Source organism: Rhodococcus sp. F64268 (assembly GCF_023015605.1).
Classification (GTDB): Bacteria; Actinomycetota; Actinomycetes; order Mycobacteriales; family Mycobacteriaceae; genus Rhodococcus.
In genome coordinates this window covers 296,999-315,794 of record NZ_JALKAI010000001.1, presented here as the reverse complement: position 1 = coordinate 315,794, position 18,796 = coordinate 296,999, and the positions used below count along the sequence as shown (strand labels likewise).

General features: G+C 64.1%; 19 protein-coding genes. 7 read left to right on the top strand and 12 right to left on the bottom strand.

The window, feature by feature from the left end:
* Positions 1–737 precede the first annotated feature (737 nt).
* The 3 genes from MWU77_RS01435 (at position 738) to MWU77_RS01425 (ending at position 3,805) form a co-directional block, all read left to right on the top strand.
* Entirely contained in the window at positions 738–2,396 is a 1,659-nt protein-coding gene (locus MWU77_RS01435) for a DNA repair helicase XPB (protein WP_169688378.1), read from the top strand.
* A 191-nt stretch (positions 2,397–2,587) separates the two neighbouring features.
* On the top strand, positions 2,588–3,256 hold the full coding sequence (locus MWU77_RS01430; protein WP_169688377.1) for a DUF3239 domain-containing protein: 669 nt from the start codon (positions 2,588–2,590) through the stop codon (positions 3,254–3,256).
* Between the two features lie 18 nt (positions 3,257–3,274).
* Positions 3,275–3,805 (top strand): GNAT family N-acetyltransferase, encoded by a 531-nt coding sequence (locus MWU77_RS01425; RefSeq protein ID WP_247272769.1) that lies wholly within the window; start codon positions 3,275–3,277, stop codon positions 3,803–3,805.
* 22 nt (positions 3,806–3,827) lie between these two features.
* On the opposite strand, the gene MWU77_RS01420 is transcribed toward MWU77_RS01425, so the two are convergent.
* From MWU77_RS01420 to MWU77_RS01390, 7 genes are all read right to left on the bottom strand, one after another.
* Complete coding sequence (locus tag MWU77_RS01420) at positions 3,828–4,814, bottom strand: LLM class F420-dependent oxidoreductase (protein WP_247272768.1); 987 nt, start codon at positions 4,812–4,814, stop codon at positions 3,828–3,830.
* A 40-nt stretch (positions 4,815–4,854) separates the two neighbouring features.
* Positions 4,855–6,201, bottom strand: a complete 1,347-nt coding sequence (locus tag MWU77_RS01415; RefSeq protein WP_247272767.1) for an LLM class flavin-dependent oxidoreductase — start codon at positions 6,199–6,201, stop codon at positions 4,855–4,857.
* 46 nt (positions 6,202–6,247) lie between these two features.
* Complete coding sequence (locus MWU77_RS01410; protein ID WP_247272766.1) at positions 6,248–7,120, bottom strand: ABC transporter permease; 873 nt, start codon at positions 7,118–7,120, stop codon at positions 6,248–6,250.
* Entirely contained in the window at positions 7,107–7,961 is an 855-nt protein-coding gene (locus MWU77_RS01405) for an ABC transporter ATP-binding protein (RefSeq protein WP_247272765.1), read from the bottom strand. Before MWU77_RS01405 ends, MWU77_RS01410 begins: the two co-directional genes overlap by 14 nt.
* On the bottom strand, positions 7,958–9,049 hold the full coding sequence (locus MWU77_RS01400) for an ABC transporter substrate-binding protein (RefSeq protein ID WP_247272764.1): 1,092 nt from the start codon (positions 9,047–9,049) through the stop codon (positions 7,958–7,960). Before MWU77_RS01400 ends, MWU77_RS01405 begins: the two co-directional genes overlap by 4 nt.
* A gap of 226 nt (positions 9,050–9,275) precedes the next feature.
* Complete coding sequence (locus MWU77_RS01395; RefSeq protein ID WP_169688371.1) at positions 9,276–9,767, bottom strand: NUDIX domain-containing protein; 492 nt, start codon at positions 9,765–9,767, stop codon at positions 9,276–9,278.
* The gene (locus MWU77_RS01390; protein WP_247272763.1) at positions 9,764–10,381 is read right to left on the bottom strand and encodes a GyrI-like domain-containing protein; all 618 of its coding nucleotides are present in this window, start codon (positions 10,379–10,381) and stop codon (positions 9,764–9,766) included. Before MWU77_RS01390 ends, MWU77_RS01395 begins: the two co-directional genes overlap by 4 nt.
* Positions 10,382–10,442: 61 nt before the next feature.
* Here MWU77_RS01390 and MWU77_RS01385 point away from each other — a divergent pair, with 61 nt between their 5' ends.
* Complete coding sequence (locus MWU77_RS01385; RefSeq protein WP_247272762.1) at positions 10,443–11,366, top strand: sigma-70 family RNA polymerase sigma factor; 924 nt, start codon at positions 10,443–10,445, stop codon at positions 11,364–11,366.
* A gap of 12 nt (positions 11,367–11,378) precedes the next feature.
* Here the strand turns inward: MWU77_RS01385 and MWU77_RS01380 are convergent, their stop codons facing one another.
* Entirely contained in the window at positions 11,379–11,960 is a 582-nt protein-coding gene (locus tag MWU77_RS01380) for a carboxymuconolactone decarboxylase family protein (RefSeq protein ID WP_169688368.1), read from the bottom strand.
* Positions 11,961–12,068: 108 nt separating this feature from the next.
* Between MWU77_RS01380 and MWU77_RS01375 the strand changes: the two genes are divergently transcribed.
* Both MWU77_RS01375 and MWU77_RS01370 read left to right on the top strand, forming a co-directional pair.
* Complete coding sequence (locus MWU77_RS01375; RefSeq protein ID WP_169688367.1) at positions 12,069–13,280, top strand: pyridoxal phosphate-dependent aminotransferase; 1,212 nt, start codon at positions 12,069–12,071, stop codon at positions 13,278–13,280.
* Between the two features lie 2 nt (positions 13,281–13,282).
* Entirely contained in the window at positions 13,283–14,287 is a 1,005-nt protein-coding gene (locus MWU77_RS01370; protein WP_169688366.1) for an AraC family transcriptional regulator, read from the top strand.
* A gap of 10 nt (positions 14,288–14,297) precedes the next feature.
* On the opposite strand, the gene MWU77_RS01365 is transcribed toward MWU77_RS01370, so the two are convergent.
* Positions 14,298–14,723, bottom strand: a complete 426-nt coding sequence (locus MWU77_RS01365) for a VOC family protein (RefSeq protein WP_169688365.1) — start codon at positions 14,721–14,723, stop codon at positions 14,298–14,300.
* 167 nt (positions 14,724–14,890) lie between these two features.
* On the opposite strand from MWU77_RS01365, the gene thpD reads away from it, so the two are divergent.
* Positions 14,891–15,778 carry an ectoine hydroxylase gene (gene thpD, locus MWU77_RS01360; protein WP_169688364.1) on the top strand — a complete coding sequence of 296 codons (888 nt, stop codon included), beginning with the start codon at positions 14,891–14,893 and terminating at the stop codon, positions 15,776–15,778.
* Here the strand turns inward: thpD and MWU77_RS01355 are convergent.
* Genes MWU77_RS01355 through MWU77_RS01345 form a run of 3 tightly spaced genes read right to left on the bottom strand, consistent with a single transcriptional unit; the run spans position 15,762 to position 18,572 of the window.
* Entirely contained in the window at positions 15,762–16,622 is an 861-nt protein-coding gene (locus tag MWU77_RS01355; RefSeq protein ID WP_247272761.1) for a hypothetical protein, read from the bottom strand. The two genes, thpD and MWU77_RS01355, sit on opposite strands and share 17 nt — an antisense overlap.
* Positions 16,619–17,434: a MerR family transcriptional regulator gene (locus MWU77_RS01350; protein WP_247272760.1), complete on the bottom strand. Its 816-nt coding sequence runs from the start codon at positions 17,432–17,434 to the stop codon at positions 16,619–16,621. Before MWU77_RS01350 ends, MWU77_RS01355 begins: the two co-directional genes overlap by 4 nt.
* 52 nt (positions 17,435–17,486) lie before the next feature.
* Complete coding sequence (locus MWU77_RS01345; protein WP_169688361.1) at positions 17,487–18,572, bottom strand: 3-deoxy-7-phosphoheptulonate synthase; 1,086 nt, start codon at positions 18,570–18,572, stop codon at positions 17,487–17,489.
* Between the last annotated feature and the right edge of the window lie 224 nt (positions 18,573–18,796).

Below are 18,796 nucleotides of genomic sequence, written 5' to 3'. Positions count from 1 at the left end.
CGGGCAACGGTCACACCGACCGCAAGAGAGATCGCCCCGATGTGGATATGCACGCGTGGAAATCGAATCGTTTTTCGCAAACTGGCTTTTTCCAGAATTTGACGTATGGTGTGGCTCGTTGAGTAATTGCCACTCGAAATGAGGAGCGACAATGGCCGACAAGGGAAAAGCACTCAAGAAACCCGCGCAGTCCATGAAGGAGCGTCGGGCAGAAAAGCGCGAGAAGGCAGCAGCTGACGGGGAATTCATCCGTAAGCGGAAGCGGAATTGAGAACCGCACGCCATGAACACCGAAACAGCAGTGCTGGAAGCACTGTACGAAAAGATCCGTGACCTGCCGTCACGATCCGCAGGAACCGAGGCGCACAGCAACGGTCATCGGGCCGCTTTGGCCCGTGCACGAGTGTTCGTACTCGACGAACGAGCCGGAGTGATCAGAACACCGGTATGAGATAAGAAGACGGTATCGAAATGAAACGGACGCTCCACGCCCTGGACAGAATTCAGGAGAGGCTCGAAGGAGAATTGGATTCCGTGATGATTTCCTCCGAAAAGGATGCCGGATATCGTTCCGGAATTTCGGAGGCGCTCGTGTGCGTGATGGAGGTGCGCCGATCGCTGACGAACTGATCATGTTCCTCTGGTGATGTCCGGACGCATGGGCGGCGCGCAGGTGGCGCGCCGCCCTCCGCATCTGGACAATGAAAGAGTTCTACATTCTCTCACCAGGAGGCTTCGTGGCCGACGGACCGCTCATCGTCCAGTCCGACAAGACCGTGCTGCTCGAGGTCGACCACGAGCAGGCGAACGCGGCCCGGCAGGCCCTCGCTCCCTTCGCTGAACTCGAGCGCGCACCCGAGCACGTCCACACCTACCGGGTCACCCCGCTGGCCCTGTGGAACGCACGTGCAGCCGGCCACGATGCCGAGCAGGTCGTCGACGCGCTGGTCACCTATTCCCGCTTCGCCGTGCCTCAGCCGCTGCTCGTCGACATCGTCGACACGATGGGCCGATACGGCCGCCTTCAACTGGTGAAGAATCCCGCCCACGGACTGACACTCGTCAGCTTCGACAATGCGGTGCTCGCCGAGGTCATGCGCAACAAGAAGATCGCTCCCATGCTCGGCGCACGCATCGACGACGACACCGTGATCGTGCACCCGAGCGAACGTGGCCGCCTCAAGCAGATGTTGCTCAAGGTCGGCTGGCCTGCCGAAGATCTCGCTGGATACGTCGACGGTGAAGCCCACAGCATCGACCTCGACTTCGAGACACATCCGTGGCATCTGCGCGACTACCAGGAGATGGCCGCGACCTCGTTCTGGGACGGCGGTTCGGGAGTCGTGGTACTGCCCTGCGGGGCAGGCAAGACGATGGTGGGCGCGGCTGCGATGGCGAAGGCCGGTGCCACCACATTGATCCTGGTGACGAACACCGTCGCCGGACGGCAGTGGAAGCGCGAGCTGATCGCCCGCACCTCGCTCACCGAGGAAGAGATCGGCGAGTATTCGGGCGAGAAGAAGGAGATCCGCCCGGTCACCATCGCTACCTACCAGGTGATCACCCGCAAGACGAAGGGCGAGTACCGCAACCTCGAGTTGTTCGACTCCCGCGACTGGGGGCTCATGATCTACGACGAGGTGCATCTTCTTCCGGCACCGGTGTTCCGGATGACCGCCGACCTGCAGTCCCGACGTCGTCTCGGTCTCACGGCCACGCTGGTGCGAGAGGACGGACGCGAAGGCGACGTGTTCTCACTGATCGGGCCCAAACGGTACGACGCGCCGTGGAAGGACATCGAGGCACAAGGGTGGATCGCCCCGGCCGACTGCGTGGAGGTGCGCGTGACGCTCACCGACGCAGAGCGGATGGCGTACGCGGTGGCCGAGCCGGAGGAACGCTACAAGCTGTGCTCGACCGCGCGCACCAAGAACGCAGTGGTCAAGTCGATCCTCGCCCGTCACCCCAACTCCCCCGCGCTCGTCATCGGCGCCTACATCGACCAGCTCGACGAACTCGGCGAAGCCCTCGACGCCCCGGTGATCAAGGGTTCGACGCGCAGCAAGGAACGTGAGGCGCTGTTCGATCGCTTCCGCAACGGCGAACTCGACGTCCTCGTCGTGTCGAAGGTCGCGAACTTCTCGATCGACCTGCCGGAGGCGTCGGTCGCGGTGCAGGTGTCGGGCACGTTCGGGTCGCGGCAGGAAGAGGCCCAGCGGCTCGGACGGTTGCTGCGCCCGAAGCAGGACGGAGGGCAGGCGCACTTCTACTCGGTGGTTTCCCGAGACACTCTCGATGCCGAGTACGCCGCTCACCGACAGCGTTTTCTTGCCGAGCAGGGCTACGCATATCGGATCACCGACGCTGACGACCTGTTGGGGCCGCAGATCGGCTGAGTCAGCGGACTGCGCGGCGAATCTTTCAGGGCCTGCGCGATCGGGGCGGGTGCGGGCCTCGGGAACCGAGGATCCATCCGGTTGTGACATCAACCCGAGCAAGAGTGGGTTGAGTCACGCTCGAGTGTGATAGTCCCGTTGTGCGCATCGTGCTCGAGTTCGGGTCCACCCGCGTCCCATAAGCTGGGTGGGTGCGCCGATTCGAGTTCCCCGTAGACCTGCCCCATGCCAAGAGCGTGAACCAGACGCTCGCCGAGGTCCGCAGCCTGCGGCGTTCCGGCATCATCGTCGCGCTGTTGTGCGCCGCGGGAGCTGCGTGGCTCCTCTATCTCGGTGAGTCCTGGTCGTACGTGGTGGGCGCAGTATTGGTGGTCGCGGCGCTCACGTCGCTGTGGGTGGCGTTGTGGGCACCCCGCAAGATCGGCACCATCGAGCAGCTCTACCATGACAACCCGCTGGTCCCGGCCGTCGTGGCCGCGACACGTGCGCGTGGAATGACGTTGCTGGCCCTGATCGACATTGCCAAGCCGGAAGCAGGCACTCGCCACTACGCGCTGGTGACCCGCGACGTGCAGGCAATTCCCGGGCACCGTGTCCGTGTGGGCGAGCAGGTGCCCTCGGTCGCCGTGCTGTCCGACCGGTCGACGAACAACAAATCGCAGGTGTGGCAGATGGCCAGCCCGATGCCTATCGCATGGGGCACCCGCGACCCCAAGGTTCTCGCGGCAGCGGCGGGCGCGATCGACAACGCCGAATGGCGCTTGCTCGCGAACAAACTGAAACTCGCCGACGAGGTCAACGCCACAGACGAGCGGCGCATGGAGCTTCAGAGCAAGGACCTCCCGCCGGAGCTGCGCTGACAGTAATCCGGAGCCGATATGGAAACCCGAGTTCTCGCCGATGGCGGCGTGACGCTGTCGGCGCCTGGTCCGGCAGATATCGACGCCATCGCGGAAGCCTGCCAGGATTCTGCGATCGCCGCGTGGACGAACGTGCCGAGCCCGTACACGCGCGCCGATTCGGTGCGGTTCGTCGGTGACATCGTGCCCGCGAAATGGGCAGCCGGCTTCCCCGACTGGGCGATTCGCACGAGCCTGCACGGTCGGTTGTGCGGCATGGTCGGGTTTCTGGAGCGCGGTTCGGGGGCGCCGGAAATCGGTTACTGGATCGCCCCCAGTACACGGCGACACGGATTGGCCACCGCTGCAGTGCAGCTCGCGTGCGACTTCGCCTTCGCCACCGACGGAATGGGCGTCTCGCGGATCGAATGGCGCGCCTTCGTCGGTAACCGGCCGTCGGCAGCGGTCGCGCGGCGGGTGGGGTTCCAATACGAAGGAGTCGCCCGGCACGGCACGGTGCAGCGCGGTGTTCCACGCGACGTATGGGTCGCCGGCACCTGGCCGATCTGATCCGGATACCGCGAAAACGACATCACGCCAGGTGCGGAAGCACTTCCTTCTCGAGCAGTTCGAGGCCCGACGTGTCGTATGCGGCCTCGGGGACGTAGAAGATCGCGTACTCGAGACCCTTCTTCTTCAGCGCTGTGAGGTTCTCGACGATCTGCTCGGGAGTGCCCACCGCGGGCATCCCCCGGAATGCGTTGAGTGCGCCATCGGCCTTGTCCACACCGACGATCGGCTCGAGTCGGCTCCGAAGTTGTTCGAGCCGGTCCTGGACCTCGCTCTCGGTCCGTCCGATCGCGACGTTGTAATTCGCCGAACGCACGATTGCGTCGAAGTCGGTGCCCACGTCTGCGCAGTGCTCACGCAAGATGTCCGACTTGTGCGTGAATCCTTCGGGTGTGCCGTCGAAGTTGGTGTATTGCGCGTACTTCGCGGCGATCTTCAACGTGACCTTCTCGCCTCCCCCTGCGATCCACAGCGGGATGCCACCGTCCTGCAACGGAAGAGGGCGACATATCGCTCCATCGACCTGGTAGTACTTCCCGTCGAGCGTCGCAACGCCGTCGGTCCACGCCTGCTTGAAGATCTGTACCCCTTCGTCGAGGCGACCGAGTCGCTCCCCCGCGGACGGGAACCCGTAGCCGTAGGCGCGCCACTCGTGCTCGTACCACCCGCCGCCGATCCCCATCTCGATGCGACCGCCCGAGATGAGGTCGGCGGTGGCCGCGACTTTCGCCAGGTACGCCGGGTTGCGGTAGGCCATTGCCGTGCACATCTGTCCGATGCGCACACGTTCGGTCACCGCCGCGAACGCCGACACCAGCGACCAGGCCTCATGGGTCGCCTCCTCCGACGGCGCAGGCACCGTGTGGAAATGGTCGTAGACCCAGATCGATTCCCATGGACCGTTGTCGGCTCGTTGCGCGAGGTCGCGCATGACCCTCCATTGGTCGGCGGGCGCGATACCCACGAGGTCCAGCCGCCAACCCTGGGGAACGAAGTATCCGAAGCGCATGAAAGTCCCCTCCGCCGATGATCGGTGCGGCGCAGCCCGGTCAGGCAGTCGCTGCGTGCCGACGATCAGCGTACCGACTTTCCGGGCGGTCGAGCCCGTAGTGCCCGCGCAGCGTCGTCTCGGTGTAGTCGGTGCGGAACAGGCCTCGCCCCTGCAAGATCGGCACGACCAGCGTCGTGAAGTCCTCGAGCCCGCCGGGCAGGTAGGGAGGCATCACGTTGAACCCGTCCGCCGCGTCGCTGACGAACCAGAGCTCGATCTCGTCGGCGATCTGCTCGGGTGTTCCCGCGAAGGTGCGGTGCCCGCGACCACCACCGAGCTTGGCGATCAGCTGTCGCACGGTGAGGTCTTCGTTCTCGGCAAGGCCCTTGACCAGCTGGTAGCGGCTCTTGTTGCCTTGAATTTCGTCGATGGGCGGAAGCGGCGGAAGCGGAGCATCCAGCGAGTGTTCGGTGAGATCGACGCCGACCATCCGTGAGAGCTGGCGCAGTGAGTACGCAGGCGAGATGAGGTCGGTGAACTCCTGCTCGAGTCTTCTCGCCTCGTCTTCCGTCGTTCCGATGAACGGGACGATTCCGGGAAGGATCTTCAAGGACTGCGGGTCGCGACCGGCCTTGATCACGCGGGTCTTCAGATCGCGGTAGAACTCCTGCCCTTCGGCGAGTGTGCGCTGCGCGGTGAACACCGCTTCCGCGTATTCGGCGGCGAAATTCTTGCCGCTCTCGGACGACCCTGCCTGTACCAGGACAGGACGGCCCTGCGCCGAGCGCGGTGAGTTCAGCGGACCTCGGACCCGGAAGCGTTCACCCTCGTGTTCGATCGCATGAACCTTGTCGGCGTTTGCGAAACGACCTGTCCGGGAGTCCAGTTCGATCGCGTCGTCCTCCCAGCTGTCCCACAGCGAGACCGCGACGTCGACGAACTCCAAGGCCCGGTCGTAGCGTCCGGCATGGTCCGGAGTCTCGTCGTAGCCGAAATTGCGGGCTTCGTCCTCACCACCCGAGGTGACGATGTTCCAGCCGGCTCGACCACCGCTGATGTGGTCGAGCGACGCAAACTTCCGAGCGAGGTTGTAGGGCTCGTTGTAGCCGGTGGAAGCGGTGGCGATGAGCCCGACGTTCTCGGTCACCACAGCCATTGCGCTGAGCAGTGTGAGTGGTTCGAAAATCGCCTGCGTGTTGTTCTCGATGCGAGGGCCGACCGCGAGACCGTCGGCGAAGAACACCGAGTCGAGTTTGCCGCGCTCGGCGATCTGGGCGAGCTCCTGGAAGTGCTTCACATCGAGGACTCGATGGGCTTCGGTGCGCGGGTGACGCCAAGCGGCTTCATGATGGCCTACGCCCATCAGGAAGGCATTGAGATTGAGGTGCTTCGGTGACCGGGTCATGACTACCTAACCGATTGCGAGGGAGGACGGGTGGGAAGAAACGGGCCTACTGCGTGATGCGCCAGCGCGAGAGCCGGCGTTCGATGGCGACCAGGATGCCGTTGAAGACGAGTCCGACGATCGAGATCGCAATGATGCCCGCGTACATGTTCGGAATCTGGAAATTGAGCTGAGAAGCGGTGATCAGGTATCCCAGACCGGCCTTGGCGCCGACCATTTCGGCAGCGATGAGGACCAGGATCGACGAGGCCGCCGCCATGCGGATACCGGTGAAAACAGTCGGTACCGCGGCGGGAAGGATCACCTTCTGGAACAACCGATGCGGTGGAAAACCCAGCGAACGAGCACTTTTCACCAGGAGAGGATCAACGGTACGGACACCGGAGATCGTATTCAGCAGGATCGGGAAGGTGCTCGCGTAGATCACCAGCGCGACCTTGGAGGTCTCACCGATGCCGAGGATCAGGATGAACACGGGCAGCAGTGCGAGCGCCGCCGTGTTGCGGAAGATCTCCAGAATGGGATTGAGAGTCTCGGCGACGGGTTTGTACCAGCCGATCGCGACGCCGAGCGGAATCGCGAACACGAGTGCGATCGCGAATCCGGTGAGCGCCCGAGACAAGCTCGCCCCCAGATGCTCTGCGAGTTGACCGTTGACGACCAACTCACCGAAGGCCTCCAGCACGGTGGTGAGCGGAGGAAGGAACACCTCGTCCACCAAACCCACGCGGGGCGCGATCTCCCACAGCGCGAAGAACGCAACGATGGCGACGGCCGGCTTGAAGATTCTCCAGGACACTGCACGGACGCGATCGAGCGCATTCGGGGTGGAGGCGACGTTCGGCGTGTCCGCCTTCAGCTCAACGGCGGGCGAGGGTGACTCGACCGGCCTGGTCAGTGTGGCACTAGTGCTGGACATGCTTCACCTTCTCCGTTGTGATGGTCGGCACGACTGCCGCGGTCTCGATGCCCAGACCGCGCTCCACCTCGGAGTGCAGTTCACTCCAGATGTCATGGCGGTGGCGGCGGAACGCGTCGCCGGACCTGACATCGTCTACGCCACGGTCGATTTCGATGTCGACAACCGTTTTTATCCGCCCCGGTCGCGATGTCAGAACCGCGACGCGTTGCCCGAGGTAGACGGCCTCGTCGATGCCGTGAGTGATGAACAGGATGGTCTTACCGGTTTCCCGCCAGATCCTCAGGAGTTCGTCCTGCAGAGACTCCCGGGTCTGTGCGTCGAGCGCTGCGAACGGTTCGTCCATGAGCAGCACTTCGGGGTCGAATGCGAGACTGCGAGCTATGGCGACTCGCTGCTTCATACCGCCCGAGAGTTCGTGCGGGTACAGGTCGCCGAATCCGTGCAGGCCGACGAGTTCGAGATAGCGATCGGCGAGGTTTCGTCGCTCCTTCTTCTGCAGCCCCTTCGCTTCGAGTCCGAATTCGATGTTCGAACGGGCGGTTCGCCATGGAAGCAGCGCGTATTGCTGGAAGACGATGCCGCGGTCGAGTCCGGGGCCGGAGATCTCGCGGCCGTCCAGAAGAATGCGACCGGAGGTCGGTTCGCTGAGCCCACCGAGAAGATCGAGCAACGTCGACTTGCCGCAACCGCTGGGTCCGACGAGGACGAGGAACTCACCCTCTGCGAGATCGATACTGATGTCGTCGATCGCAGTGAACCGGTCGCTGCTACCGCGAACGGCGAACTGCTTGGTCACGTGCTCCAGTCGGAGCTTCGGATCGGTCTGCCGAATCGTCACTGCACTGCCTCCTCGACGGGTTCACCGTTCGGGCCGCTGTTCGGGTCGTAGGTGCCGTTGGCGTAGGGGTTGAATTCGTTGGTATAGACATCGGACGCCGCGAGCGCGCCTTCGTCGAGCTCGCCGTTGCGGGTGAGCCAATCCAGCCAGATCTGTATTTCGCGATCGGTGATCACACCGCCCGGCCCCGCGATTCCGGTGCTCTTCCAATACCCCACGAGATCGGTATTCTCGTTGCGGCCGCGAGTGTCGATGATCTCCTCGAACTTTGCGACCACATCCTCGCGTGGAGTGATCTGCGCCCAGCGGATCGCACGAGCGGTCCCCTGCACGAAGTCCTCGACGGCGTCGCGATTGTTCGCGATGAAGTCGTCACGGAATGCGAGCGTTCCGTATGTGAATGCACCGAAAAGGCTTTCGTCGGTGAACAGGGGCCGAAGCCCACCGCGCTCCACAGCGGTCTCGCGGAACACACTCCCGAGCGTCCCGACGTCGATCTGCCCTTCACGCAGTGCCTGCTCGGTGTTGACCGGAGGCACCACGATGAGCTCGACCTGCGCGATCTCGTCGTTCGTCAATCCTTGCTGTGCCAGCCATTCCCGCACGAGGAACTCGTGGTGGGCCCCGAGAGTGTTCATGCCGACCTTCTTGCCGATCAGGTCGCGCGCCTCCCGGATGGGGCTGTCATCGAGCACGTAGTACCCCTGAAAGCTCTGCGTGTCGGCCCCGTAATAGCCGAGGACGGAGGTGAGCGGTGAACCGCCGGCCTGTGCCTTGATGACGGCACCGTTGAAAGCGCCACCGAATTCGACCTGGTTCGTCGCAGTATTCTGCAGCGACTGCGGCCCGTTGCCGTTGTCGCCGATCCATTCGAGCTCGACGTCGTCGAAGTAGCCGAGTGCTTCGGCAAGCTCAGGATAGATGACCTGAGCGGGTGCACCTTCGTACCGCAGGACGGTCCTGCCGTCGGCGGTCACCGAGGCGTCGGAGCTGGCGGAGCATGCGGCTGTGAGCGAAGTCAGAGTGAGGAGTGCTGCGGCTGCGGCGACGGCAGTGGTAAGTCGTCGGCGCAGCGTGGAATGAGACATCGTGTCGAAGTGTCCTTGTGTCGGCCCGCATGTGCGGGCGCCGGTTTCGAGAATGCGGTTGCGATTTCGGCGACAACGTTTCAGCGACAACACGGACAACTACGCACGACGAATTCCCTTCCTGTTCGATGGCAACCAGGCAAGCATCGCGATCGCGCACCGCACCGGCAATGGTTCGACTCACGGTGATTCCAACGCGGCGCAGCAGAACTCCCGCTGCCGTGATTTATTCGAGGCGATAGCGGCGTCCGAGTTCGTCGAGGTGCGCACGAAGCGCATCGAGAACCGGGCGCTGGCCTTTGTGGAGTTTGATCTCGGCCTCGGGCAGCGGCCACCACCGCGCATCGTCGACCTCTGGAAACTGCTGCATCTTTCCCGACCGGGGCGGCCACTCGAGGTCGAACATATTGCTGGACACGAACTCCAGTTCGGTCGCGGTCTCCCCGGTGTAGACGCTCACTATTTTCCCGGAGGGCTGCTTGTACCGTCCAAGCAGAGTCAACGGAACGTCGGGGGCGGCGAATCCGCACTCTTCCTCGAATTCACGCAGAGCGACCTCGCGTGGATCCTCCTCGTCTCCGTATTCGCCTTTCGGAACCGACCACGCTGCCTCGTCCTTACCGGTCCAGTACGGCCCGCCGGGGTGCACAAGCCACACCTCGAGGAGACCGGTCTCGTCGATGCGATACAGCAGCAAGCCCGTGCTGGTGACAGTCATGCGACGGTGACCGGTTGCCTGAGAATGGTTTTCAGACTCCCAGGCGCGGTACGGCGGGGATCACTCAGGTAGATCTCGTGATGTCTGCCGTTGTAGGTGAGCCCCCTCTCAGGAAGCACGCGATGATGCAGGCTCTCGAGGGTCGGCCCTTCGTCGTCGTACGCGCCGATGTGCAGGATCTGCACACATCGTCCCTCGGTCCACGTCATCGAATGCAGCAGCGGCAACGAGGCCAGCGCCTTCTTCTTCGCTACAACGGCCTTCGCCGAGTCGACCATCTCGTCAGTGACCCACGGCGGCTGGTTGATCAGCATCGTCCATTTCCATGCCCGCTTGTCACGGCTGACGAATGTCGACATGTCATCGGCCCACCACAGCCCCTCCAACGGCCCCACAACGGCATCGCGCCCGAGCTCCTTCTTCGAGGCGAACTTGATCGTGTACGACACGCTGTACAAGGCCTCGACCGCCTCCGCGTATGCCCGGCTGCTGTTCGGGTCGCCACTCCCCTCGACCGCAAGATACCGGAACTCGGGCACGTCCACTTCCGTAAAGTCCCCGGCCGACGACGAATACAGATTCTTGTGTGCACGTTTCATGTCGTACTTGTCCATACGTTCCCTCGTCAGGTCCGTCGCTCGTCCCGCATCGTTCTCCCGTCGTAGCATCGAGAATATGCGCGCAGTTGCGATGGCGGAATCGTTCGAGCAACACCGCAGTCACCTGTTGTCGGTCGCATACCGGCTCACCGGCAGCGTGGCGGACGCCGAGGACGCCGTACAGGATGCGTGGTTTCGGCTCGACAACACAGATCCCGACAGCATCGGCGATCTACGAGCGTGGTTGACGACCGTCGTGGGTCGTCTCTGCCTCGACAGGCTGAAATCGGCGGCGGTGCGCCGCGAGAAGTATGTGGGGCAGTGGCTCCCCGAGCCGATCGTCACGCCCCTCGCGGGCACGACGCCACCCGACCCGCTCGAGCAGGTGGTGCGCAATGAGGACAACCGCCTGGCCGCACTTGTCGTGCTCGATACCCTCACACCCACACAACGGATCGCGTTCGTGCTGCACGACGGGTTCGGTGTCCCGTTCGACGAGGTCGCACGCATTCTCGACATCGAGGTTCCGGCAGCACGGCAACTCGCATCGCGTGGTCGGCGTGCCGCCGCCGACGCCCCGCCGCCCCCATCCGCGCGCGAACACGAACACGCGGTGCAGCAGCTCATTGCAGCCATCGCCACCGGCAACCTCGACACGGTGATCGTGGCCCTCCACCCGGACGCCCGCATGATCGGCGACGCGGGCGGCACCACCCGCACCGCGATCAACGTCATCGCCGGCCCCGACAAGTTCGCCCGGTTCTTCCTGGGACTGGTCCACCTCTACGGCGAGCAGGCGCTCATGTCGCTCGAACCGGCCCTCGTCAACGGCGAACTCGGCTTTCTCAACCACGGGTCCGCCGGCGACGACACCCATCAGGGCTTTCCCGGACGTGTCCTGGGCATCACCGTGCGCGACGGACGCGTCTGGGCCGCATACGACATGGCGAACCCGGCAAAACTCGGCGGTGTCAGACTTCCGTCCGACCCGCCGGAGTGAGCACCGAGCCGGTCAGCGAGTCGTCTCCTCGGCCCATGGCACGCGGCACGCATCGGTGCTGAAGCCCTGGTCGTGGATGCCCAGTGCCGAGTTCATGCGGGCGCGCATGTTCTCCAGCCCGATCTGGTAGGTCAATTCCACAACGCCCGCACGACCGAACCGCCTCTCGAGGTCGGCGACCTGTTCGTCGGTCACGTCGTTCGCCACATCGCCGGTCATCGCGTCCGCATACGCGATCGCAGCCTTCTCGTCGTCGCTGTACAGGTCCGAGGTGGCGTACTCGGCGATATGCTCGAGCCGATCGATGTCGAGACCGTCGAGCCGCTGCAGCATCGTGCCGAAATCGACGCACCACGAGCAGCCCACAGTCCATGCCGTGCGGTAGACCGCTATTTCCCGCACGTTCTTCGGCAACACCTTCGATGCCCGATCGGCGAGCATTTCGTGCAGACCGCTCGCACGGAGCAGGCCGGGGTGGTGGGCCACCACGGTGAACGGCTCGGGAACCTCGTCGAACATGCGGCCTGCGACCTTGTACATCGCCTTCGTCGTCAATCCCGCCTGGTCGGGGTTGAGCGGTGGTATCCGTGTCATGATCTGCCTCCTCGGTCGTTTTCATCCTCCTCTTGTTGGACGAGACAGCGCACCGAGATGTGACATGGTAGGCAAACACGGCATACATGCACCGGCTACCCTGCAGAAATGCCAGAATCGTCGAACTCGGGACGGGCCCGCACCGTCGCCCGGCTACGACCGTTCGCCTCCACGATCTTCGCCGAGATGACCTCACTCGCCGTCGAGCACGGTGCGATCAACCTCGGGCAGGGATTCCCCGACACCGACGGGCCGCCGGAGATGCTCGAGGTTGCCCGACGAGCAATCGCGGAAGGCGTCAATCAGTACCCGCCCGGTTCCGGGATCCCGGAACTGAGGGCGGCGATCGCTGCCGACCGGTTGGCGCGGTACGGGCTGGAACACGACCCGGACACCGAGGTGCTGGTCACCGTCGGCGCCACCGAGGCCATCAGTGCCGCGCTGCTCGGACTCGTCGAACCCGGCGACGAAGTGCTGCTCACCGAGCCCTACTACGACTCTTATGCAGCCGCAGTGGCCTTGGCAGGCGCAACCCGGCGGACCGTGCCGTTGACCCGCTGGGACAACGAATTCGTCCTCGACGTCGAGGCTCTCAGGGCTGCGGTCACCGACCGCACCCGCATGCTGGTCGTCAACACCCCGCACAACCCGACCGGCACCGTCTACGACGACGGCGCCCTGGCAGCGATTGCCGAGTTCGCCTGCGAACGTGATCTGCTGGTGTTGTCCGACGAGGTCTACGAGCACCTCGTCTTCGACGGTCGTCGCCACACTCCCCTCGCTTCACTACCCGGAATGGCCGAGCGCACGATCACCGTGTCGAGCGCCGCGAAGACCTTCAACGTCACCGGATGGAAGATCGGCTGGGCAATCGGCCCCCGCGCACTGATCGACGGAGTCCGCGCCGCCAAACAATTCATGACCTTCGTCGGCGGTGCACCGTTCCAGCCCGCGGTCACGCACGCGCTGACGCACGAACAATCGTGGGTCGGATCGATGCGCGACGCTCTGCAACGTAAGCGAACCTTTCTCTCGCATTCGCTCAGCGAAGCCGGATTCGATGTTCTCGACTCTGCGGGAACGTACTTCGTCTGTGCAGACATCACGCCGCTCGGCTTCCGCGACGGCGTGCAGCTCTGTCGTGCACTGCCAGGAGAGATCGGCGTCGCCGCCGTGCCGGTGAGCGTATTCGCCGACGACTCTGCATCATGGAATCATCTGGTGCGCTTCGCCTTCTGCAAACGCGACGACGTTCTCGCCGAGGCGGCCCAGCGACTGCACGGCGTCCGGCACATTCACCGCGAAGGGAAGGCTCTGTAAGAGTGTCAGCCCCAACGATTCCCTCCGACTTCGTTGGTCGAGCGGTGAGTGTCGCGGCAGCCGACGGCATCGACCTCACTCCGGCGCTCGCCGCAGCCAGGATAAGTCGAGCAGTGCTCGCGCAGCCGCACGCGCGACTCACTCCCGAGCAGGTCAGCCTGTTCACGCGCTCGGTCTGGCAGATCACCGACGACGAGTTGTTCGGACTCGGCTCAGGATCGGTGCCGCGCGGATCGTTCCGGATCATGACACTGACACTGATCCATTGTCCTGATCTCGTGCACGCACTCACACGAATGATCGAGGTCAACCGGGTCCTGCAGGGACTCCCTCGATTGAGTCTGACCATCGGTGAGACGAGCACCTACCTTGATGTTGCCCTTCCCGATCATGTGACGGAAAAGACCCGTGTGGCAGTCGATTTCCTACTGATGCTCTTGCACCGCTTCGCGGCCTGGCTCGTCGGGGGCCGGATACCGCTGGTGTCGGTGTCGCTGCCCTACGCCGAGCCCGATCCGATCCTTGCGCGTAGCTACGACGCGATCTTCGGCATCCCCGTCACCTTCGATGCGGGACGCGCGGCGCTCGAAATGGACAACTCGGCCATGCGGTCGCCGATTGTCAGGACCGAAGAGGCGCTCGAAGCATATCTCCGGGATTCTCCGAACCTGATGTTGTCCGAACGCGACTACGAATCGAGCGTCTCGAGCCAGGTGCGCAGGATCTTCGAGTCCGGTATCCAGGGCCGCACCGCAACCACCGACGAGATCGCCGACATGCTTGCAGTGAGTCCGCCACATCTGCGGCGACTGCTGCGCCACGAGGGTACGTCCCTCGGCCGTCTCCGGGAGGAAGTACTGTGCGACCTGGCAATCGCCGGACTACGGCGGGGCGAACCGGTGGACGACCTGTCGGCGCGTCTCGGATTCTCCGAGCCGAGCGCCTTCCGCCGCGCGTTCAAACGATGGACGGGGAACACGCCGCGCGCCTATCGCGCGCACGCCTGAGAAGAAGCCATCAGCACAGGCAGAACTCGTTGCCTTCCGGGTCCGCCATCGTGATCCACACGTAAGGACCCTGACTGCCGCGATGCAGCAGCGTGGCACCGGCCGCGACCAGGCGCTCGGCCATCTCCTCGCGGTTGTCTCCCGCTCGGATGTCCAGATGCGCTCGGTTCTTGACGGTCTTTCCCTCCGGGACCCTCTGGAACAACATTCTGGGGCGGTGCGGGTTGTCGGGGTCGGTGATCGCAGATCCGGCCCGCCACACGAGTGCGCCGTCGAAGATCTCGGTGTCCTCTTCTTGCGCGTGCCCGGCCGCAACGAGGCCACGAATGAAATCCTCGTCGCTGGGTTCGACACGCCATTCGAGCGCTTCGGCCCACCATCGCGCCTGAGTATGCGGATTGCTGCAGTCGATCGTGACCTGAAATTCGTATCCCATGTCGCGACCCTACTGCGCATGTCCGACAGGGTCCGACGTTCGAGTCCCGAGGCGACGAGCAGGGCGTTTTCCGGCGCAGGCCCGGTTTGTCGGGTTGCATATCCGACCCGGTTCTGAGACGGTCGGGTAGAACCATCGTCTATCCTCGAGAGGGTGATTCGGAGAATATGCGCACGGTCGTGAAGGATGCCTATCCGACTCGCAACCGCACTATTTCGGAATCAATCGCGCGAACGGATCCTGTCGTCTGGGGTTCTCATCCCGGCCCGCTGGATTCCACCACGGTCAAGGCGTACGAAGCACGCGGATTCCACACTGCGGAAGCGCTTCTCGCAGCAAATGATGTCGGAAACCTTTTGGAAGAAACCTCCCGCCTCGGACGCGAACTCGGCAACGACGAACGCGTGGTCCGTGAGCACGCCGGCGGCGATGTACGTTCGATCTTCGATGTACACCGCCTGAGCGGCCTGGTCGATTCGATCATCCGCCGTCCTGAAATTGCCGGTATCGCAAGACAATTACTCGGTTCCGACGTCTACATCCACCAGTCCCGGCTCAATGTCAAGCCGGGGTTCCGTGGTGGGCCGTTCTATTGGCACTCGGACTTCGAGACCTGGCACGCGGAGGACGGCATGCCGACCCCTCGCGCGTTGAGCATCTCGATCGCGTTGACCGAAAATTATGGGTACAACGGCGGGTTGATGATCATGCCGGGCTCACACAAGACGTTCGTCTCGTGTGCCGGCGAGACTCCCGACGACTATTATCGAGAGTCGCTCGTGACCCACGTCCCGCCGACGGGATCACCCGATGAAGACACCCTGACCCGGATGAGCGCCGAGTTCGGGATCACCACGTTCCGCGGATCTGCGGGTTCTGCAACAGTTTTCGACTCGAACTGCATGCATGGATCCAACGGGAACATCACCCCACTCCCCCGCTCCAACCTGTTCGTGGTGTTCAACAGCGTCGAGAACACACCGGTCGAACCGTTCGCTGCGAGCAAGCCGCGTCCGTCGTATCTCGGCAGCCGGGATTTCACGCCTCTGCGCTGAAGTCCTTCGGCCTGAGTCCCACGGCACCGAAGTGCGCCACCACCGCCTCGGGATCGTCCACCTGCAATGACAAGCGCGATACCGAGGCGGTGGTGCGCTTGTGTTCGAAGAAGGCCGGAAGCGTGACTTCGGCGGCTTGCCTCAGCACCAGATCGAGGCAGGTGCCGTCCGGCCCCGGGAGGTAGAGCGCGTCATCGTCGACGATCGGCGATGTGTGCTCCCACCGCCTCCGCTCGAACACGCGTTCGACGGCACCTCGGTCCAGTTGCGCGATCACCTGGTGTCCCGCCCGGATCGTCAGCCGCGCATCGGTCAGCAGATGCGGGTGTGTGATCCGGCCTGCGAGGATTCCGAGAATCTGGATCAGTCCCCAGATCGAGAGCACGAGCAGGACGTTGCGGATCAGCGGCCACGGCACCAGTACGTGGACGACCACGGTTTCGATGACAGCGGCGACGAGAAATGCCATCGGGATGCCCAGCGTGCCCTTCGTGTATCCGACGGGCACGACGTCCGGGCCGGCGCTGTCGTAGCGTCGACGAAGGAAGAGCCATATTGCGCGGTAGCCGCGCGCCTCGAACCGAATGAGGTCGGCTGCGACCTTCCCGGTGATCTCGTCGAGGATCGCGTTCCATCCGAGTTTCTCGCGGCGCAGGGATCGGATGCGCAGCGCCGTGAGGACACCGACCGCGAGACCGAGCGGAATCTCGACCGTCAGCCACAACACGAACGCAGCGCCTGGGCTCAGAATCCCGAGTGCAACGAGGGCCACGTCGATGCCCGCCACCATCACCGTGACCACCAACGCTGCCCGGTGAAGCCTGCTCAACCACTGGCCGGTCATGACTGCACTGCGCCCTCTGCGACGCGGGCGATGACCCGGAGCGCCACCGCCCGCTGTGCGGGGTCGGGGAGTACTTCGGCCATCATCGACTCGCCGTCCCTCACGTAGGTCGCCGCGGCCGCCACCCATTCCACGAAGAGGCCACCCTCGCCATCCTGGCCGAACGCCGTGAGGAACTCTGCCATCGCCTCGGCAACCGCGTCGATTTCGGCTGCGACACCGGAAGGCGGATGCCCGGCGAGCGCGCCGAACCTGCGGTACAGCGCTACCACCGACTCACGTTGAGCGGGGTCGGACAAGGCCATCGATACAGCTTCGAGGAACTCCGGTGGGGCTTGCCCGGATAGCGCGACGAGCTCGAAGCTGTCCCGCTCATGTTCGAAGACCTCGCGGGTCCGGGGGTCGGTTTCACCGTCGATGAGCTCGGCGAAGGTTTTCACGAGTGGCTCGGGAAGCGGCGACAGGGTTTCGCCGCGTCGATGCCCATCGAGCATCGCGGACAACGCACGTCTCTTGCCGTCGAGTGCGTGCACTTGCGCGTCGAGGTCTGCGATCAGCGCTTCGAGGTCCGCAGTGAGATCGTCGCTGGCCTCGCTGTCGCGGGCTGTGCCGATCACCGTCGGGACCGTGCCGAGCGGAACTCCGGCACCGGCGAGCCAGCGAATCCGCATCAGACGCACGAGGTCCTCCATCGAGTACACGCGGTACCCGTTGGAGGACCTCGGTGGTTCCGGCAGCAACCCGAGCCGGTGGTAGTGCCGGATCGTGCGTACGGTCGTGTCTGCAGCCGAGGCCAGTTCGCCGATTCTCATGACCCCAGCATCAACCCTGACGTTACGTCGGGGTCAAGTTCGATGCGAGCTGCTAGGACCGACGAGCGCGCACGGCCTCGGCGAGGCGATCGAGCTGATCGACGGTGGTCCCCCAGTCGATGCACGCGTCGGTGATCGACTTGCCGTATTCGAGTTCGTCCGCCTGACCGAGCGTCAGGTCCTGTCGGCCCGCTTCGATGAAGCTCTCCAGCATCAGGCCGACGATTCCCTTCTCGCCTGCAACGATGCGGTCGGCGATGTCGTTGACGACGTCGACCTGCTTCTCGTGGTTCTTGCTGCTGTTGCCGTGGCTCGCATCGATGACGACCCGCTCGGGCAGCCCCGACTTGCGCAACCGGGCCATCGTGTCGGCGACGGTCTCGGCATCGTAATTCGGTCCTGCACTGCCGCCACGCAGGATCACGTGGCAGTCGGGGTTACCGACGGTTTCGATCAGCGCGGCCTGGCCATCGAGGTCAGTGCCCGGGAACACGTGGCTTGCGGCGGCGGCACGCGTGCCATCGACCGCGACCTGTACATCACCTTCGGTGGAATTCTTGATTCCGACCGGCATCGACAGTGCGCTGCACAGCTGGCGGTGCACCTGGCTGGCGGCGGTGCGGGCACCGATCGCACCGTAGGTGACCAGGTCCGCGTAGTACTGCGGGAGGATCGGGTCGAGGAACTCGCAGCCGACGGGCAGACCGAGGCTCGAAACATCGAGAAGCAGCTTGCGGCCGATGCGCAGGCCCGTGTTGATGTCGTATGTGCCGTCGAGGTGCGGGTCGTTGAGCAGGCCCTTCCAGCCGAGCGTGGTGCGGGGCTTCTCGAAGTACACGCGCATCACGATGTGCAGGTCATCGCGCAGTTCGTCGGCCTTCGCAGCGAGCTTGCGGGCGTAGTCCATCGCGGCGGCGGGGTCGTGCACCGAGCACGGGCCCACGATGACGACGAGACGGTCATCCGTGCCGCTGAGGATGTCGACGGTGGCAGCGCGGCCCGAACGCACGGTCGCGGCAGCAACCTCGTCGGGTGCATGCTCGGCACGCACGACGGACGGTGCTGCGAGCGGGCTGATCCGCACGGTGCGCTGATCATCGAGATTCGCGGTGGAGATGCTGTTGGTCTTGGTGCTCATCGGGTTCTCGGTTCCTGTTCTCAGGCCGACCCTCGAGGAAGCTGCAATCTCCAGCGAGCCGGTCTGTAATCCGGCTCGTAGGTGGAAGAAGTCAGCGCGCGGTAACGCCGACCGGCCCACCCAGGGCCGGCCTGCTAAACCAGAAATATGCGCGCTGCATGCCGACGAGCGTAACAGACGGTTCTGACGTGGGGGTGTGACGGTCGCCTCACCCTCACCAGGGT

Coding starts and splice junctions, on each gene's coding strand:
- MWU77_RS01425 (WP_247272769.1), top strand. CDS start 3,275: ATGGAAACCCGAGTTCTCGCCGATGGCGGCGTGACGCTGTCGGCGCCT.
- MWU77_RS01420 (WP_247272768.1), bottom strand. CDS start 4,814: ATGCGCTTCGGATACTTCGTTCCCCAGGGTTGGCGGCTGGACCTCGTG.
- MWU77_RS01415 (WP_247272767.1), bottom strand. CDS start 6,201: ATGACCCGGTCACCGAAGCACCTCAATCTCAATGCCTTCCTGATGGGC.
- MWU77_RS01410 (WP_247272766.1), bottom strand. CDS start 7,120: ATGTCCAGCACTAGTGCCACACTGACCAGGCCGGTCGAGTCACCCTCG.
- MWU77_RS01400 (WP_247272764.1), bottom strand. CDS start 9,049: ATGTCTCATTCCACGCTGCGCCGACGACTTACCACTGCCGTCGCCGCA.
- MWU77_RS01395 (WP_169688371.1), bottom strand. CDS start 9,767: ATGACTGTCACCAGCACGGGCTTGCTGCTGTATCGCATCGACGAGACC.
- MWU77_RS01390 (WP_247272763.1), bottom strand. CDS start 10,381: ATGGACAAGTACGACATGAAACGTGCACACAAGAATCTGTATTCGTCG.
- MWU77_RS01385 (WP_247272762.1), top strand. CDS start 10,443: ATGCGCGCAGTTGCGATGGCGGAATCGTTCGAGCAACACCGCAGTCAC.
- MWU77_RS01380 (WP_169688368.1), bottom strand. CDS start 11,960: ATGACACGGATACCACCGCTCAACCCCGACCAGGCGGGATTGACGACG.
- MWU77_RS01375 (WP_169688367.1), top strand. CDS start 12,069: ATGCCAGAATCGTCGAACTCGGGACGGGCCCGCACCGTCGCCCGGCTA.
- MWU77_RS01365 (WP_169688365.1), bottom strand. CDS start 14,723: ATGGGATACGAATTTCAGGTCACGATCGACTGCAGCAATCCGCATACT.
- thpD (WP_169688364.1), top strand. CDS start 14,891: ATGCGCACGGTCGTGAAGGATGCCTATCCGACTCGCAACCGCACTATT.
- MWU77_RS01355 (WP_247272761.1), bottom strand. CDS start 16,622: ATGACCGGCCAGTGGTTGAGCAGGCTTCACCGGGCAGCGTTGGTGGTC.
- MWU77_RS01350 (WP_247272760.1), bottom strand. CDS start 17,434: ATGAGAATCGGCGAACTGGCCTCGGCTGCAGACACGACCGTACGCACG.
- MWU77_RS01345 (WP_169688361.1), bottom strand. CDS start 18,572: ATGAGCACCAAGACCAACAGCATCTCCACCGCGAATCTCGATGATCAG.